Below are 15,161 nucleotides of genomic sequence, written 5' to 3'. Positions count from 1 at the left end.
AAAAGAAAAAAGCGGGAGTGATGATTCTGGAAAAGCAGCCGTATTATGTGAACGTGGAAACAGGAGAAGTTCATTCAGACAAAACGGTTTCCAGTTTTGAGTTTGAAATCGAAGCAACGAGTGAAGAGGTTAACCGTCTTACTAAGTTATTCAGGGCATGTGATGAAGCTGCCAGGGATACGTTTTGGCGATCTCACGTTCCTTATGTCCCTTATCATAACGATCCTGACAATCACCGTTATGACGAGGCGTTAAAAGACATTTACCAATTTATCCATGATCATGGTCAGCCCCTAACACGCGAACACATAGAATCCATGGGGATTCTTGACTAAAATGAAGCAAAAAAAAGCTGCTCTGCGGTATGGTTCTACAGAGCAATAGTCAGCTCCTCGTTTTATTGTTAGTACCAGTCTTTTTTAAGAAGGAGCTGATTATTCATTGTTCCAATTAAACGGCTACCGGTTCAAGAGAGAGGAGTTTTTCCTTAACCTGACTGAGGACCTTCTCGGCATCCTGTGGATCATGCAAGTCGTATTTCGTGCTGTCTATGATCAAAACCGGCGTTTTTGTATAGTGTTTGATCCATTCCTGATACTTTCCGTGCAACGTCTTATAATAGTCGAAAAGCTCAGGGTGGTTTTCAACCTGTTCATAATCACGTCCGCGGTTTTTGATGCGGGATAAAGCGGTCGGAAGGTCACTGTCCAGATAGATCAAAAGATCAGGGCGCGTGTCAGGTGATGGAGCACATTCCCGCATAAGCGTTTCAAGCAAGTCTTTATACGTTTCGAATTCCAGCTTGCTCATATTTCCGGCTTCATGATTCAATTCGGCAAATATCAGGTCTTCATACAGACTGCGGTCAAGCACATTGTCCTGTGCTTTTGATGCCTGCCGAATCGTTTTAAAACGGGTATTTAAAAAATAGATCTGCAGAGGGAATGCCCACCGCTTTGGATTCACATAATAATCAGGCAAAATGGGGTTGTCTCCCACACTTTCATAATATATCTCACTTCCCAGCCTTGAGCTGATCAGCTCGGCAAAGGTAGTTTTGCCTGTTCCTATCATTCCTGCCATTAAAATCACTAAACTTTTCCCCCTGTTTGATACTGTGTATATATGTATATATTTATCTTTATCTATATATAGTGCTATATGGGCAAAGACCTTCTAAATATATCACTTTTGCCTTAAGCTGAATAGTACATTTCTGTAGATAGCTCTGCTATTATATGAATAAGGACAGGGTAACCCCTTTCCGATTATCGCGAGGAAGGTGTGTCATATGACTGTGAAACTTAAAGTGTACTCTGATTTTACATGCCCTTACTGCTATCTTGCGGAATCTGTGATTCAGAGGGCCGCGGAAGGCAAGGATGTTGAATTAGAGTGGGTTCCATTGGAACTGCACCCATTTCCTTCGCCAACAAAAGAATGGAAAGATGTGAAAGAAAGCTGGAAGTCTTCCGTTCTCCCCTATGCGAAAGAATTGGGGATCACAATCAAGCATCCTGAAGAAACGTCCTTACCGTATACACATTTAGCCCTTCAAGGGTACATTTATGCAAAAGAACAAGGCAGAGCCCAAGATTATGTAAAACGTGTTTTTTCTGCTCTCTTTGAAGAGGGACGGGATATCGGCTCTAAACAAATCCTGACAGAGATTGCAGAACAATCAGGACTTGACCAAGATTCATTTCGTGCAGTTTTGGACTCTGAAGAGTATGATCGAAAATTGAACCAAATACGGGAAGAAGCTAAAACTGAAAACATTACAGCCGCTCCAACTATGGTCATTGGTGACCGAAAGTTAAAAGGGCTTTATCCTCAAAAAGCGATCGAAAAAGCCATTCGGTGCGGAATCAGAGACGAAAAGATGCAATTTTGTGAAGGCGATGAGTGCTACTAAACGTAAAAAGAGCTTTGCAGGTATGGCCTGCAAAGCTCTTTTTTTCATTCTACGATGAAAAAGGGGGTTGATAGGGATGAGTACAATATATCAAACCTGAAATAGAGAGAGTTGAATATGTGATTTTTTTGATAAGCATCAAAGCCCTTTTTGCTGTTTTTGAAGAACATAAAAAAACCCTGTGCTTTTTTTCTCAAACATAAAAAAACCCTGTGCTTTTTTTCAAAAACATAAAAAAAGCCTTGTGCTTTTTTCACAAACATAAAAAAAACCCTGTGCTTTTTTTCACAAACATAAAAAAAGCCTAATGTTTTTTTTGAGAAATCATAAAAAAAACCCTGGTCAGGGGCTTTTTTTATGTTCTATTTGAAAAAGGGGGTTACATTCTATTAGACGTGGGATACGTAAAAAAGGTTTCACTCTTTATAAGAGAAAATAAAAAGATAGGTAAGGAATGGAAGTCATGATAAATTAAAAAGAGAGGGCAGTTAACAAATAGGGACATGGGGTATGGAAAATGAAGAATAAGTTTTTTCGCCATTGGCATCCTGTAGTAACAACGATAATAATGGGGACCTTTTTTTCAAGGGCAGCTTTTTTTATGACGATGCCTTTTTTGGCTATTTTCCTTCACAAGGAGAAAGGAATGGAGCCGGAGACTATCGGCCTGATTATTGGGATCAGCGCGTTGACCGGGACGTTTGGCGGCTTTATCGGTGGCTATTTGTCCGACCGGATTGGACGCTTTCCGGTCATGATTATCGCCATCTTTACATGGAGTGCGGTCTTCGCTGGTTTCGCAGTGGCCGATACGGTGTGGAGTTTTTTCGTTTTGAATTCATTAAACGGATTGTGCCGGTCATGGTTTGAGCCGATTTCCCGGGCATTGCTGGCGGATGTGACCACAAAGGAAAACCGGTTGAGTGTGTTCAATGCCCGTTACTTTGCGATTAATGCAGGAGCGGCTCTAGGGCCTGTTACGGGAACCTATCTTGGCAGCTCAAGTTCCATGACGACTTTTTTTATTACCGCAGCTGTCTATTTTCTATATGCCCTAGTGGTAATGTTTCTAATGAAAAAATATAAAAACAGTCTTCAGCCACAGCAGGAAAAGAAACTAACCTTAAAAATGGCTGCTCATGTGATCAGCCGCGACAAAGTACTGCTGTATTTCTTGCTCGGGAATATTGTGGTGCTCATGGCACAGGCACAAATGGATTCCACGCTTGCACAATATATGGGAAGTTCACCGTTATTCCACCATGGAGTAACCCTGTTTTCCTACCTTATTGTAACCAATGCCGTTACCGTTTTAGTGCTTCAGTATCCCGTTACGAATTATGTAAAGAGATTTGATCCAATGTTTGCCCTGCGTATTGGAAGTGGCGCCTTCAGTCTTGCCCTTGTAGGGTTTGGCCTTTCGTCGAATTGGATATTCCTTGTTGTTTCAATGATAGTCTTAACGCTTGGAGAGATTATCGTATTTGTGGTCAGCGATGTCCTTCTGGATGATTTGGCTCCCGATCATATGCGCGGGTCCTATTTTGGGGCCATGTCGTTTCGCTCCATCGGTTTCAGTGCGGGGCCCTGGATTGGGGGATTGCTGCTTAAGTCGTTTGGTTTTACGCATGGATTCTATGTGTTTGGATGCCTGAGCCTTCTTTCTCTTCTGGCACTGCCCCTTTTTCAGATTGGACAGAAAGTGAAAAACAAAGCTGTGGGCAGCGACAACCATTCTACGTTTGGGACTACATAAAAAGAAGTGACCCTCTTTGGGTCACTTCACCTGTGTCGGTTTTTAATTTTTTTTATGACGTAAGGAAGGACTTTTCTTTTTCCTTCTCTGATTAAAAAGGCAACAACTGCACCTTTTATTCCGCTTTTTATACGAGACATGCGATCCCTCCTTTTGTTTACTTCTTTACCCCTTATTGAAGAGTGAACAAACCTCCGAAACCTCCGGCCAACTTTCTTCCAAACGTAGCCCGTTGCCTATACACATTGGACAGGAGGACATAGGATGTACGGTAGTACACATAAGGGAGATGAGACTTTGAATAACAGACAGTTTCAATTTCCAGGGAGCCAGGGAAGCCGGCAATTCCCGGGAGGTTTTCCACCAGGACCACCTCCTGGTCAGCAGCAGGGTCAGGGTGGCTTCCCGCCTGGACCGCCACCTGGCCAGGGAGGAAGCTACCCACCGGGACCACCGCCAACTTTTGTACCGCAAGCATCACCGGCATCACTGTCCGGGCAAGCGGGGACATTTGCTGTAGACCCTGGTGCCATACGGCCATGTTTGTTCCGGTATGTATACATCTGGCTAAACAATGGACAGGGATTTTGGGCATGGCTGACATTTGCCGGTTTTCGCTCGATCGCAGGCTTCCGGTGGAACGGCTTTAGATGGAATTACTTTGGCATGGATACAAACCGAATTTCATCCTTTGTCTGTACCTGAAAAAAAGCCGTGGAAACGGCTTTTTTTTGTTGTTATAAAAAGGAATAATTGCTCATTCATTACTGGCCAGCGGCCTGTGTCATTTCCAGGCTCATAATTGCCGTCCGATGACAAAGACCAGAAAGCAGCTGATTGGATAAATGGGTTTCACAAGGCAGATTTACAACAAATAGTCCAATTAGTTGTTGGGTTTCGTAATGATAAAAAGGGATGACACAATGACTGGCAAGCTCGGAGAGAAATAAGTGATCGCAGAATTCTTTGCTGATCGACAAGATGGTATGGATGGGAGGGGGAAGTCTTTTTTTTTCGTGTTGATTGACTGTGAGTGTTATTCCATTTAAGGATTGAATGTACCGGTCCGATTGGGAAGGTGAAGCTCCTACATAAAAACATTGCTTCTGCGGGTTGAACAGCATGATGGTACAACTGGTTTCACTGTACAGCTGTTCAATTTCCAAACACAATTGGTTCATCAATGACTGAACAGACGTTAAGCGACTTTGAAAGAGTGTCAGCCACCTCGTTCGTTCAAACGTATTACTTTGACAGGAATACAGCGCGATTGTTTTGGATTGAAACGGCTTCCTGTTGTACCCTTCCAGTTCAAAGAATTGATAAGGTCTCACAGGCAAAAGCTCCTTTAATTGTATTCTCGATGCTGTTTTTTTTAGGATACTAGTAACCGATTCCACAATTTTCGACATTTCAAACTTTAATATTCGACTAATAAAATATTTTAATAGAGAAATAGTGTGTCCACGTTTCCTTCCTCTGCATATGATGTTTATTATAATAAAAAAAGTTTCCCTGAGGAAAGAAAGGTCAAAGATAATGAATTGGAGCCAATTTAACCCGTTAAAAAGAGTGGAGAACTATACCATTTTTCTTCATCATCTGGGCTTGTTCAGTGAACAGGATAAGAATGAGATATTAAAAAAAATCATGCATTTTAATCAAAGACAATCTGATAAATAAAAGACAAACACAGGAATAGAGTGGAAGAATAAACTGTTAAAAAATGATGTGGGGGAGAGGCTTTATGCTGAAGTCCTGGTTATTCGACTTGTTGGCGTTGATGGCCATTATTTGTTTTCTTGGCTTCTATTTTATTCCTGGAGCCAGTTTTGGCTTTTACTTAATTTCTGTAGTGAGCGGTCTTCTGCTTATGATTCTTTGCTACAATGAAGTAAGGAAGGATTCCGATGAATATGCAAAGTTTGTCAAAAAAGAGAAGGGAAATGGAGAAACCTGAAGAAATAACTAAATAGGACTGGAGGGAGGAATATATAGATGATAGAACATTTGATCATAAATTTATTGGTCATCCTCGTTCCGCTTATTGCTTTGCAGTTTGTATTGTTTGCAAAAAACTCCAATGTCAAACGGCCAAAATCTTTATTTATGTTTAATATCATCAATGCAGGTGTCCTTCTTGTATGCATGAGTTTCCCAATTCCCTTTGCAAACGGTATATTTTTCGATTTGCGCTATGTCCCGCTGACCATTAGTTTTTTATATGGTGGAATTGTACCGGGGTGCCTGACGGCAGGATTGCTCATCATTTACCGGATCTATCTTGGCGGGGACGGCTTGGTGACTGCCGTCTTTTTTGCGTTGATGACCGGGTGGGTGTTTTTCGCTCAGTATAAAACGTATCATAGGCTTCCAATCCGGAAAAAACTTGTAAGAGTATCATTCATATTATTCGGACTTACGCTTACAAAACTGATTTTTCTTTATATTTATCTTTATTTCGCCGGAGGAGTGAAATGGGATGCAGTGAAAACAGCCGTTTATACCTTTTACCCGGTGTTGCAGGCAAGTGCGGTTATTGCTGTTGTCTCCCTGATTGAACGAATCAGACACACTTTGAACCTTCAGTTGCAGCAGTCAGAAATGCTTCATTCCGTCGGGCAGCTTGCCGCTTCAGTAACACATGAAGTTAGAAATCCGCTGGCGGTGGCAAGGGGCTTCATGCAAATTTTTCAAAAAGAAAAATACATACCCGAAGACAAAAAGATATTTTTAACAATGATGATTGAGGAAATCGACAGGGCACAAACGATTATTTCCGATTATTTATCACTGGTTAAAACAAATACGTCAAAGATTGAGCGGTTGAATATAACCGAATTACTGTCCTCTTTAAAGGGAGTGATGTATCCTTTTGCGTTATTAAAAGGTGTGGAGCTGGTGCAAAATGGACAAGAAGAGGTTCATGTTATCGGAGATCAGGGGAAATTAAAACAGATCTTGATGAATATCATAAAAAATGCCATCGAAGCTACACCTGAAGGCGGGGTGGTTACCTTGTCAGCAGAGAAAGGGAACCGGGAGATTATTATACATATATCGGACACAGGGATCGGCATGGGCAGAGAACAGCTGCGGATGCTGGGAAACCCGTTCTTTTCGACAAAATCAACAGGTACTGGTTTAGGATTAATGGCCAGCTATCGTATGGCAGCAGAAATGAACGGACGGATTGAAGCGACCAGCGAAGTGGGCAAAGGTACTCATTTTAAAATTATTTTCCCCGAATAATTCTATACATAAATAAAAAAGGACCGGCGTTACGCAGGTCCTTTTATTTATGGGTTTATCTTTTTACAACATTAGCAGCTTGCGGTCCGCGAGCGCCATCCACAATTTCAAATTCAACTTCCTGGCCTTCTTCTAATGTCTTGAAGCCCTCAGATTGAATTGCAGAAAAGTGTACAAATACGTCATCTCCGCCTTCAACTTCAATAAAACCAAATCCTTTTTCTGCGTTGAACCATTTTACCTTACCTGTTTGCATTCCTAGCCTCCTAAAACTTTGCACCCTGTGCCTTTTTATTACCATAGAACCTTTCAAACATTTACTACAAAGATACTGAATATGTAATCAAAGTCTAAATGGTTGGAATTACTATATCATAGAAAAGTTTTAGGAGCAAGAAATTTTGTCAGAAAAATTAAAATCTTTATTCAGACAGTTATTCAGTACAAATTTTGATTTCAAATCATATAGGATATAGTGAAAAATAGGTTGAAATCATATATGATTCTGAATTATCATATTATTATGAAAAACAATTACAAAATCAGTAAACAACAATATGCGTACAAAGTCATAAAATCAAGGATCCTCGATGGGCGTTATCAACCCGGATACAAAATTGTCATTGATCAGCTGGCGAGGGAGCTTCAAACAAGTGCTATCCCCGTAAGGGAAGCCATTCGAAATCTTGAGGCAGATGGTCTGATTCATTTTAGACCCTACAGTGGAGCGATTGTTACTCCATTTAACGAAAAAGAATACCTGGAGACACTTTCCGTGCTAGCCGTGCTCGAAGGTTATGCAACCGCCATCTCAGCACAGCATTTTCCTGCGGGCAGGATCAAGGAGCTTACAGCAATTAACGACCGAATGAAAGATGCTCTCGATGATTTTGATTTTCTAATGTTTGGCAATTGCAACAGGGAATTCCATAGCTTAACGTATCAATATTGCAATAATCACTTTTTGACCGAAAATATTAAATCCACCTGGAACCGCTTGGACCGGGTGAGGAAGATGGGAGCAGCGACGAAACCGGTCCGTGCAAAAAAGTCGATTGAGGAACATGAAGTAATAATTGATATGCTGAGAGGCGCCAGACCATTTGCAGAAATTGAAGCTTATGTTCGAACTCATAAGCTGAACACCGTACAGGCATTTCTGGAAGAAAAGAACGACAGGGAGCTAAGAAATTACACATAAAAGGACAATAGTTAAAGGAGAGATGAAGTTGAGTGAAATTCACTTTGAAGAAACAAAGCAAAGACTAAAGGGATCGATTGCCCCTGTGATTACTCCTTTTACGGAGGATGACAGCCTGGATCTCGAAACGTTGAGAGAGTTGGTCAATTGGCACATTGACAGTGGAAGCCATGGCATTTCAGTTACGGGGACCACGGGGGAGCCAAGTTCTTTAACGCTTGAAGAAAGAGAGCAGGTTATGGAAACGGCAATCTCTGCGGTTGCCGGAAGAGTGCCTTTTGTACCAGGTACTGGATCAACCAACCACCTTGAGACACTTCATTTAACGAAAGCTGCCCAAGAGATGGGAGCTGACGCAGCCATGGTCATCGTCCCTTATTACAATAAACCGTCCCAGCACGCCTTGTTCAAGCATTTTAAAGCGGTGGCCCAGGCCGTGGACATTCCGCTTATCGTGTACAACATCCCGGGAAGAACAGGTGTTAATCTGGAAGCAAAAACACTGGCCCGGCTGAATGAAGATTGCCCGAATATCATCGGGGTAAAGGAATCCAATAAAGATTTTGAACATGTGAATCGTGTGCTATTAAACTGTGGAAGAGATTTTCTTCTTTTCTCCGGAATTGAGCTGCTGTGCTATCCGATGCTGGCCATTGGCGGCAAAGGCTATATCAGCGCAACTGCCAATGTTCTTCCGGGGAAAGTCGCCGAGGTCTATAATGCCTGGGAAGCCGGGAACGTGGAAGAAGCCATGCAGCTGCATTATGAATTGATGCCACTGAATGATGTTCTGTTCAGAGATACTAATCCGGCGCCGGTGAAAGCTGCCCTTGGCATGATGGGGAAAATCAAGCCAAGGCTAAGGCTGCCGATGGATGTGCCAGCCAAGAGCATACAGGAAGAGATACGCACTGTATTAAACAGTTACGGACTGTTAAACCAAGTAAGGAGTGAATCGTAATGAAGCATGCACGCATTATTTTTGAAGGGCGTGAACGAACGGCAATGGTTCAGGACGATCGACTGTTGCTGAACTGTGGTCGCGTGATTGCCATGGACGAAGCAGAGGCATGGCTGCCTCCATTTATACCGAATAAAATGATCGGGTTGGCACTGAACTATGCCGATCACGCCGATGAACTCGGTTTGGAAAGACCTGCAGAGCCGGTCCTTTTTATCAAGCCGAACAGTTCTTTGGTCGGCCACAAAGCACCTGTTTACTATCCTGATGGAGCAACCTACATGCATTACGAAAATGAGCTGGCAGTGGTAATCGGCAAAGAAGGAAGAAACATTAAAGCGAATGATGCGCTTACTTTTGTAAGCGGTTACACAATTGCGAATGATGTAACCGTGCGTGACTTTGTCAATAACATGTACCGGCCGCCGGTCCGTGCCAAAGGGCATGACACGTTTGGACCGCTCGGACCGTATTTTGTGGATGCCGAAGATATTCCTGATGTGAATAACCTTGAGCTGCGCACGTACGTCAACGGTGAATTGCGGCAGCAGGGAAACACCAGGGACTTAATTTATGGTATAGCCGAGCTTATTGAATTTATTTCTTCTTTTATGACGCTTGAAAAAAATGATGTGATCTGGACGGGGACACCGAAAGGTATCTCTCATGTTCATCCGGGGGACACGGTACGTCTGGAGATTGATTACCTAGGCAGTCTGGAAAATAAGATTCTTGATGGACGAAGCAGGAACACGCCGTCAGGAGGTGCGGTTCATGAGCAGCAATCTTAAGAATCCGGTTCCGCATTATATTAATGGAGAGTTTGTTATGTCGTTATCCGGTGAGACATTTGCCAATATCAGTCCTTATTCCAATGAGGAATTAAATCAGGTCTCACAAGGGAGGAAGGAAGATATCGATGCAGCCGTTTCTGCAGCGAAAACAGCCTTTAAGAAGGGAAAATGGGGCACATTCAAACTTAATGAGAGACTGAAGTACATCTATAAGATTGCGGATTTGATTGACCGGGATATTGCCCAAGTCGCCCAACTTGAATCGCTGGATACAGGATTGCCCATCTCTCAAACAAAAAAAATGGTGGGAAGGGCTGCGGATAATTTCAGATTTTATGCGGAAATGGTTAAAAACCGGATGACGGGCGAGGCTTATCATGTTGACGATGAGTTCATTAACTACACCATGCAAAAACCAGTGGGGGTTGCCGGCCTGATCACCCCATGGAATGCGCCTTTTATGCTGGAAACGTGGAAAGTTGCTCCTGCCCTGGCAACGGGAAATACTGTAGTGCTCAAGCCGGCGGAATGGTCGCCGCTTACCGCCCATAAATTGGGTGAAATCATCCATGAGGCTGGTCTTCCACAAGGGGTTTTTAATATTGTGCATGGTTTTGGGGAAGAGGCCGGAGCCGAATTGGTGGCTCATCCGGATGTGCAGCTCATCTCATTTACCGGCGAGACGAAAACAGGATCAGAGATTATGCGGAATGGAGCAGATTCATTAAAGCGGTACTCGATGGAGCTTGGCGGCAAATCACCGATTATTGTTTTTGAAGATTGCGAGTTTGACCGCGCACTGGATGCTTGTGTATGGGGAATCTTTTCATTTAACGGGGAGAGGTGTACGGCCAATTCTCGGCTGTTTGTCCAGGAATCCATAAGTGAGAGATTTATAGCGGCTCTTAAGGAACGGGTGCGAAATATTATTGTGGGTGATCCGTCTCTCGCGGATACTGAGGTCGGCCCGCTCATTCACAGAGACCATTTTGAAAACGTTAAACGATACTTAACCATCGCTTCTCAGGAAGGGTGTGAAGTTTACAGCGGACAGATTCCAGAGCATCTCTCCAATGGCAATTTTGTTCCACCCACCTTGTTATTGAATGTGAAAAACGATATGAAGGTGGCACAGGAAGAGATATTCGGCCCAGTTCTGACTGTTATGACATTCCAAACGGAAGAACAAGTCATTGAGCTTGCCAACGATGTTCAATATGGACTTGCGGGCTACGTGTGGACCAGTGACCTGAAAAGGGGGCACCGCGTAGCAGGAGCGGTGGAAGCGGGCATGTTGTGGGTGAATTCCCAAAATGTTCGTGATCTCCGTATTCCATTTGGCGGTTCCAAAGCGTCCGGGATCGGGAGAGAGGGCGGCCATTATGCGTTTGAATTTTATACGGAAATGAAGGTCGTCCATGTGGCTGTGGGAGACCATCACATTCAGCAGTTTGGCAAAAAGAACAAAACGGCTTCAACCCATACAAAGGCCTGAAAACGAGAAAGAGGAGGGAACGACATTGCCTGCACGCACGGGAGAACAATATATAAATGGTTTGAAAGCGGCAAACAACAATGTGTGGATTCATGGAAAACGGGTGAGCGACGTAACTGATCACCCTGCTTTGCGAAATGTTGTACGATCCATCGCAAACCTGTTCGATCTCCAGTATAAAAAAGAAGATAAAATGCTCTATACCTCGGATACCACAGGGGAAAAGGTGGGCCTGTCTTTCATTGCACCAAAATCAAAGGATGATTTAATCGCACGGCGTGAGATGTTCACAGAGTGGGCCCGCTATACCGGCGGAATGATGGGAAGAACACCCGATTACCTCAATACGAGTGTCATGGCGTTTGGAACCGCAGACTCTTTCTTCGCCCAGGGAGATCCTATGTTTGCCGAAAACGCCCGAAACTATTACCATTATTGCCGTGAAAATGATGTAAGTCTTACTCATACACTCATTCATCCACAAACCAACCGCTCGAAAAAGCAGTCCGAGCAAAAGGATCCCTACCTTTCTGCGAGAATCGTAGAAAAGAACAAGGATGGCATTGTCGTAAAAGGTGCCCGTCTGTTGGCCACGCTTGGCGGTGTGACGGATGAGATCGTAGTATTTCCTTCTACTCTCAATAAAGCGGCTTCAGAAGATGATCCTTATGCAATGGCATTTGCTATTCCGAACAATACGGAAGGGTTGAAATTTCTGTGCCGTGAATCCTTTGATCAGGGCCGGAACCAATGGGATCATCCATTAAGCTCGCGGTTCGAAGAGAGCGATGCCATCGTCGTTTTTGATAATGTTCTTGTTCCCTGGGAGCGCGTTTTTGTTGGAGGAAGTTCCGATATTTGCAACCGGACCTATGTGGAAACGAACGCAATCGTGCATATGGCCCACCAGGTGGTGGCAAAGAATACGGTTAAAACAGAATTTGTTCTCGGAATCATTCTCAATATTATGGACGCGATTGGTATAGATGTTTTCCCTCATGTAAAGGAAAAAGCTTCCGAGGTAATGCTGATCCTTGAAACGATGAGATCCCATTTGTTCCGGGCCGAGCAAAATGCTTCTCTTGATGCCTATGGGAACATGACGCCGGACTTTGCACCGCTTAATGCGGCAAGAAACTGGTTCCCGAAGATGTATCAGCGTATGGTGGAGATCGTCCGTATCCTCGGAGCATCGGGGTTGATGGGAATTCCGACGGAAGCAGATTTTCAGGCACATGATATCGGAGAACTTGTGCATCGTTATACGCAGGGGGCAAATATCAATGGCTACGAGCGTGTCCAGCTTTTCCGCCTCGCCTGGGATGTATGCATGAGCTCATTCGGCGGCAGGCAGGCCCTTTATGAATACTATTTCTTTGGTGACCCGGCGCGAATGTCTAACATTTATTATGATGGGTTCAATAAGGAACCTTACAAAGAAATGGTTCAGGAGTTTTTGAACCGAGTGAAAACGTCTGACCACAATTATGCCGGTATTTAAGGAGGCGTGTCATGGATTTTAATATTCTTCGTGTGGCCCGGGTCGTCATGAATGTTACAGATTTGAATAACTCGCGTGACTTTTACGTTAATGCTCTTGGCTTTATTGAAACAGAAAGTGATGACCAGCACATTTATTTAAGAGGACTTGAAGAACATTGTCATCATTGTCTCGTGTTAAAAAAAGCGGTGAAACCAGGTGTTCATTCCATTGGATACAAGGTTTGGCATGAAGATGACCTGGAGAAAATTGAAAGCCTTTTCAAAAAGAAGACACTTCATACGGAATGGGAAGAAGCGGGTGCTCAGAAAGCTCTTGGCCGTACGCTCAAAGCGACTGACCCGGACGGAATACCATTGGAGTTTTTTGCGAGAATGGAAACGGTGGAACGGTGCCTGCAGAAATACTATTTATATAAAGGTGCCCGGATGCAAAGGATCGATCATGTAAACTGCATGGTGCCTGATGTAGGGAAAACAGTGGCCTTTTACAATGATGAACTGGGCTTCCGCTGTTCGGAATACACTGCGACTGCAGATGACAGCATTTGGGCAGCCTGGCTGCACAGAAAACCCTCCGTCCATGATGTTGCCTTTATGAATGGGGAAGGACCGCGTTTGCATCACATTGGCTTTTGGCTGTCTGATCCGTTGAGCCTGATTCATGCTTGCGATGTTCTGGCGAGTATGGGGCATGCGGATTGCATTGAAAGAGGGCCGGGCCGCCATGGGATTTCCAATGCTTTCTTTCTGTACATCCGGGATCCGGACGGAAATCGCATAGAGCTGTATAACGGTGATTATCTGACATGTGACCCCGATTTTGAGCCGGTGAAATGGGATATTAACGATCCGAGGCGCCAGACATTTTGGGGCCATAAAGCGCCAGACAGCTGGTTTTCGGAAGCCACTGAATTTATTGATTCGGCTTCCGGGCAGCCAGTTATCCAATCTAAAGCGGTACTGGCACAGCAAAAGCCTGATTTTGTCACATGATAAGGAGCAAATAACATGGCGAAAATGGACGTACCTGCCCAACTCTCAAGTGAGCTTTTTGAGTTTTTACAAGGAGACAAACTGGTTCTGCTGGGAACGGTGGAAGCCAATTCAAAGGCTCCTGGTGTTTCGGCCATCTCCTGGGTAAAAAGCTGTGACGAAAAAAGAATCCGGTTGTCGGTGACAACCAATTCAAGAATCATTGCCAACATCAAGGCCAACCCCCAGGTTGTTTTAACGGTTGTAGGGCTTGAAACCGTCTATTCCATCAATGGGAATGCGGCCGTACTGGAAGAGGAGATGAAAGGTGTACCTCTTAAACTGGCAAAGATTGAAGTGGAAATCCAGCATGTGTATGAAAGTATGTTTTGGGGAGCGAAGATTGTTCAGGAACCCCGATACGAGAAGACCTATAACGCTGAAAAGGCAAAGGAACTCGACCTGAAAGTTTATAAGGCATTAATGGATGAATGAAAAAATCCCCATTTTGGGGATTTTTTTGTGAGGATGACTCGGCTCTGCAGGTACGTGTTACTAGGACGAATGGCGTAAATATGGTAAACTATTTAAAAATCTGTCTAATTTTGGCGACATATAAAGAGATCCGCCATGGGATTAAAATAAGCTGAAATGGAAATTATGATGCTATAAAGAAGGGAGACCGGGCTATGAATTGGAGTGAGTGGAAATCGTATTTAACGCAAGAAAACATTCTGCATTTTTTAGAGCAATACCGGGATTTAGGTTTTTTGCCCGGCGTGCTTCTCCCCTTGCTGGAGGCGATCATACCCGTATTGCCGCTTTTCATTATCGTAGCTGGTAATGCAGCCGCCTATGGGTTTTGGCTGGGGGCGCTTTTATCGTGGCTGGGAGCAGTGCTCGGGTCACTGGTCGTCTTTTTTCTTGTACGGAAATTCGGACAAAAGCGATTCCTTCACTTTGTCACGAGGCATCATAAGATTGCGAAGCTGCTGAGTTGGATGGAACGCCATGGATTTGGAACTCTTTTTCTCATCTATTGTTTTCCGTTTACCCCTTCTGCCTTAATTAATGTGATTGCAGGGCTGTCAAGAGTCAACCAAAAGACATTCATGCTTGCGGTGACCCTTGGAAAACTGGTGATGATCGCGATTATATCTTTTATCGGCTATGACTTTTTGGATGTAATAAAAAATCCATTAAAACTGGGACTTGCGGTATTCGGCATCCTTGTTCTCTGGCTTGGAGGCAAGGTGGTGGAATCAAGAATGAAACAAAGCCACCAGGCGTAAATCAATCATTGATTTGCGCC

General features: G+C 43.8%; 17 protein-coding genes. 13 read left to right on the top strand and 4 right to left on the bottom strand.

Annotated elements, in window-relative coordinates; translation table 11 throughout:
* Positions 1–20 precede the first annotated feature (20 nt).
* The gene (locus DMO16_RS07680; protein ID WP_129476476.1) at positions 21–335 is read left to right on the top strand and encodes a hypothetical protein; all 315 of its coding nucleotides are present in this window, start codon (positions 21–23) and stop codon (positions 333–335) included.
* Between the two features lie 115 nt (positions 336–450).
* Here DMO16_RS07680 and DMO16_RS07675 read toward each other — a convergent pair whose 3' ends face one another.
* A complete protein-coding gene (locus tag DMO16_RS07675) occupies positions 451–1,083 on the bottom strand; it encodes a deoxynucleoside kinase (protein ID WP_164989011.1) in 633 nt (210 codons plus the stop codon).
* Positions 1,084–1,291: 208 nt separating this feature from the next.
* Between DMO16_RS07675 and DMO16_RS07670 the strand changes: the two genes are divergently transcribed.
* Together DMO16_RS07670 and DMO16_RS07665 are read left to right on the top strand one after the other, a co-directional pair.
* Positions 1,292–1,915, top strand: a complete 624-nt coding sequence (locus tag DMO16_RS07670) for a DsbA family oxidoreductase (RefSeq protein ID WP_129476470.1) — start codon at positions 1,292–1,294, stop codon at positions 1,913–1,915.
* A 517-nt stretch (positions 1,916–2,432) separates the two neighbouring features.
* Positions 2,433–3,671 carry an MDR family MFS transporter gene (locus tag DMO16_RS07665; RefSeq protein ID WP_074440458.1) on the top strand — a complete coding sequence of 413 codons (1,239 nt, stop codon included), beginning with the start codon at positions 2,433–2,435 and terminating at the stop codon, positions 3,669–3,671.
* Between the two features lie 172 nt (positions 3,672–3,843).
* Here DMO16_RS07665 and DMO16_RS24560 read toward each other — a convergent pair whose 3' ends face one another.
* Together DMO16_RS24560 and DMO16_RS07655 are read right to left on the bottom strand one after the other, a co-directional pair.
* The gene (locus DMO16_RS24560) at positions 3,844–4,212 is read right to left on the bottom strand and encodes a hypothetical protein (RefSeq protein ID WP_206738073.1); all 369 of its coding nucleotides are present in this window, start codon (positions 4,210–4,212) and stop codon (positions 3,844–3,846) included.
* 223 nt (positions 4,213–4,435) lie between these two features.
* Positions 4,436–5,005 (bottom strand): hypothetical protein, encoded by a 570-nt coding sequence (locus DMO16_RS07655; RefSeq protein ID WP_061968806.1) that lies wholly within the window; start codon positions 5,003–5,005, stop codon positions 4,436–4,438.
* A gap of 413 nt (positions 5,006–5,418) precedes the next feature.
* Here DMO16_RS07655 and DMO16_RS07650 point away from each other — a divergent pair, with 413 nt between their 5' ends.
* The gene (locus tag DMO16_RS07650; RefSeq protein ID WP_061968808.1) at positions 5,419–5,631 is read left to right on the top strand and encodes a hypothetical protein; all 213 of its coding nucleotides are present in this window, start codon (positions 5,419–5,421) and stop codon (positions 5,629–5,631) included.
* Positions 5,632–5,669: 38 nt separating this feature from the next.
* Positions 5,670–6,923, top strand: a complete 1,254-nt coding sequence (locus tag DMO16_RS07645; protein WP_129476467.1) for a sensor histidine kinase — start codon at positions 5,670–5,672, stop codon at positions 6,921–6,923.
* 55 nt (positions 6,924–6,978) lie between these two features.
* Here the strand turns inward: DMO16_RS07645 and cspD are convergent, their stop codons facing one another.
* Positions 6,979–7,179: a cold-shock protein CspD gene (cspD, locus tag DMO16_RS07640; RefSeq protein ID WP_061968810.1), complete on the bottom strand. Its 201-nt coding sequence runs from the start codon at positions 7,177–7,179 to the stop codon at positions 6,979–6,981.
* 243 nt (positions 7,180–7,422) lie between these two features.
* Here cspD and DMO16_RS07635 point away from each other — a divergent pair, with 243 nt between their 5' ends.
* The 8 genes from DMO16_RS07635 (at position 7,423) to DMO16_RS07600 (ending at position 15,141) form a co-directional block, all read left to right on the top strand.
* Positions 7,423–8,124 carry a GntR family transcriptional regulator gene (locus DMO16_RS07635; protein WP_425590023.1) on the top strand — a complete coding sequence of 234 codons (702 nt, stop codon included), beginning with the start codon at positions 7,423–7,425 and terminating at the stop codon, positions 8,122–8,124.
* A 37-nt stretch (positions 8,125–8,161) separates the two neighbouring features.
* On the top strand, positions 8,162–9,085 hold the full coding sequence (gene hpaI / locus DMO16_RS07630; RefSeq protein WP_240482275.1) for a 2,4-dihydroxyhept-2-ene-1,7-dioic acid aldolase: 924 nt from the start codon (positions 8,162–8,164) through the stop codon (positions 9,083–9,085).
* Entirely contained in the window at positions 9,085–9,876 is a 792-nt protein-coding gene (locus tag DMO16_RS07625) for a fumarylacetoacetate hydrolase family protein (RefSeq protein ID WP_061968812.1), read from the top strand. The genes hpaI and DMO16_RS07625 overlap by 1 nt, the downstream gene beginning before the upstream one ends.
* Positions 9,860–11,374, top strand: coding sequence for a 5-carboxymethyl-2-hydroxymuconate semialdehyde dehydrogenase (gene hpaE, locus DMO16_RS07620; protein WP_129476465.1), 1,515 nt, complete (start codon positions 9,860–9,862; stop codon positions 11,372–11,374). Before DMO16_RS07625 ends, hpaE begins: the two co-directional genes overlap by 17 nt.
* A 25-nt stretch (positions 11,375–11,399) precedes the next feature.
* Positions 11,400–12,875 carry a 4-hydroxyphenylacetate 3-monooxygenase, oxygenase component gene (hpaB, locus tag DMO16_RS07615; RefSeq protein ID WP_129476462.1) on the top strand — a complete coding sequence of 492 codons (1,476 nt, stop codon included), beginning with the start codon at positions 11,400–11,402 and terminating at the stop codon, positions 12,873–12,875.
* 11 nt (positions 12,876–12,886) lie between these two features.
* Positions 12,887–13,870 (top strand): 3,4-dihydroxyphenylacetate 2,3-dioxygenase, encoded by a 984-nt coding sequence (gene hpaD / locus DMO16_RS07610; protein WP_129476458.1) that lies wholly within the window; start codon positions 12,887–12,889, stop codon positions 13,868–13,870.
* Positions 13,871–13,885: 15 nt separating this feature from the next.
* Entirely contained in the window at positions 13,886–14,344 is a 459-nt protein-coding gene (locus tag DMO16_RS07605; RefSeq protein ID WP_129476455.1) for a pyridoxamine 5'-phosphate oxidase family protein, read from the top strand.
* 194 nt (positions 14,345–14,538) lie between these two features.
* The gene (locus DMO16_RS07600; protein ID WP_061968826.1) at positions 14,539–15,141 is read left to right on the top strand and encodes a TVP38/TMEM64 family protein; all 603 of its coding nucleotides are present in this window, start codon (positions 14,539–14,541) and stop codon (positions 15,139–15,141) included.
* Positions 15,142–15,161 lie beyond the last annotated feature (20 nt).

The organism is Fictibacillus sp. S7 (genome assembly GCF_004127935.1).
GTDB lineage: Bacteria > Bacillota > Bacilli > Bacillales > Fictibacillaceae > Fictibacillus_C > Fictibacillus_C enclensis.
The sequence above is the reverse complement of the archived record's forward strand: the minus strand, read 5'-3'. Positions and strand labels throughout refer to the sequence as shown.

Excerpts from the sequence above, each read along its gene's own strand:
- DMO16_RS07680 (WP_129476476.1), top strand. The coding sequence starts at position 21 with ATGATTCTGGAAAAGCAGCCGTATTATGTGAACGTGGAAACAGGAGAA.
- DMO16_RS07675 (WP_164989011.1), bottom strand. The coding sequence starts at position 1,083 with ATGGCAGGAATGATAGGAACAGGCAAAACTACCTTTGCCGAGCTGATC.
- DMO16_RS07670 (WP_129476470.1), top strand. The coding sequence starts at position 1,292 with ATGACTGTGAAACTTAAAGTGTACTCTGATTTTACATGCCCTTACTGC.
- DMO16_RS07665 (WP_074440458.1), top strand. The coding sequence starts at position 2,433 with ATGAAGAATAAGTTTTTTCGCCATTGGCATCCTGTAGTAACAACGATA.
- DMO16_RS24560 (WP_206738073.1), bottom strand. The coding sequence starts at position 4,212 with ATGGCCGTATGGCACCAGGGTCTACAGCAAATGTCCCCGCTTGCCCGG.
- DMO16_RS07650 (WP_061968808.1), top strand. The coding sequence starts at position 5,419 with ATGCTGAAGTCCTGGTTATTCGACTTGTTGGCGTTGATGGCCATTATT.
- DMO16_RS07645 (WP_129476467.1), top strand. The coding sequence starts at position 5,670 with ATGATAGAACATTTGATCATAAATTTATTGGTCATCCTCGTTCCGCTT.
- cspD (WP_061968810.1), bottom strand. The coding sequence starts at position 7,179 with ATGCAAACAGGTAAGGTAAAATGGTTCAACGCAGAAAAAGGATTTGGT.
- DMO16_RS07635 (WP_425590023.1), top strand. The coding sequence starts at position 7,423 with ATGATTCTGAATTATCATATTATTATGAAAAACAATTACAAAATCAGT.
- DMO16_RS07625 (WP_061968812.1), top strand. The coding sequence starts at position 9,085 with ATGAAGCATGCACGCATTATTTTTGAAGGGCGTGAACGAACGGCAATG.
- hpaE (WP_129476465.1), top strand. The coding sequence starts at position 9,860 with ATGAGCAGCAATCTTAAGAATCCGGTTCCGCATTATATTAATGGAGAG.
- hpaD (WP_129476458.1), top strand. The coding sequence starts at position 12,887 with ATGGATTTTAATATTCTTCGTGTGGCCCGGGTCGTCATGAATGTTACA.
- DMO16_RS07605 (WP_129476455.1), top strand. The coding sequence starts at position 13,886 with ATGGCGAAAATGGACGTACCTGCCCAACTCTCAAGTGAGCTTTTTGAG.
- DMO16_RS07600 (WP_061968826.1), top strand. The coding sequence starts at position 14,539 with ATGAATTGGAGTGAGTGGAAATCGTATTTAACGCAAGAAAACATTCTG.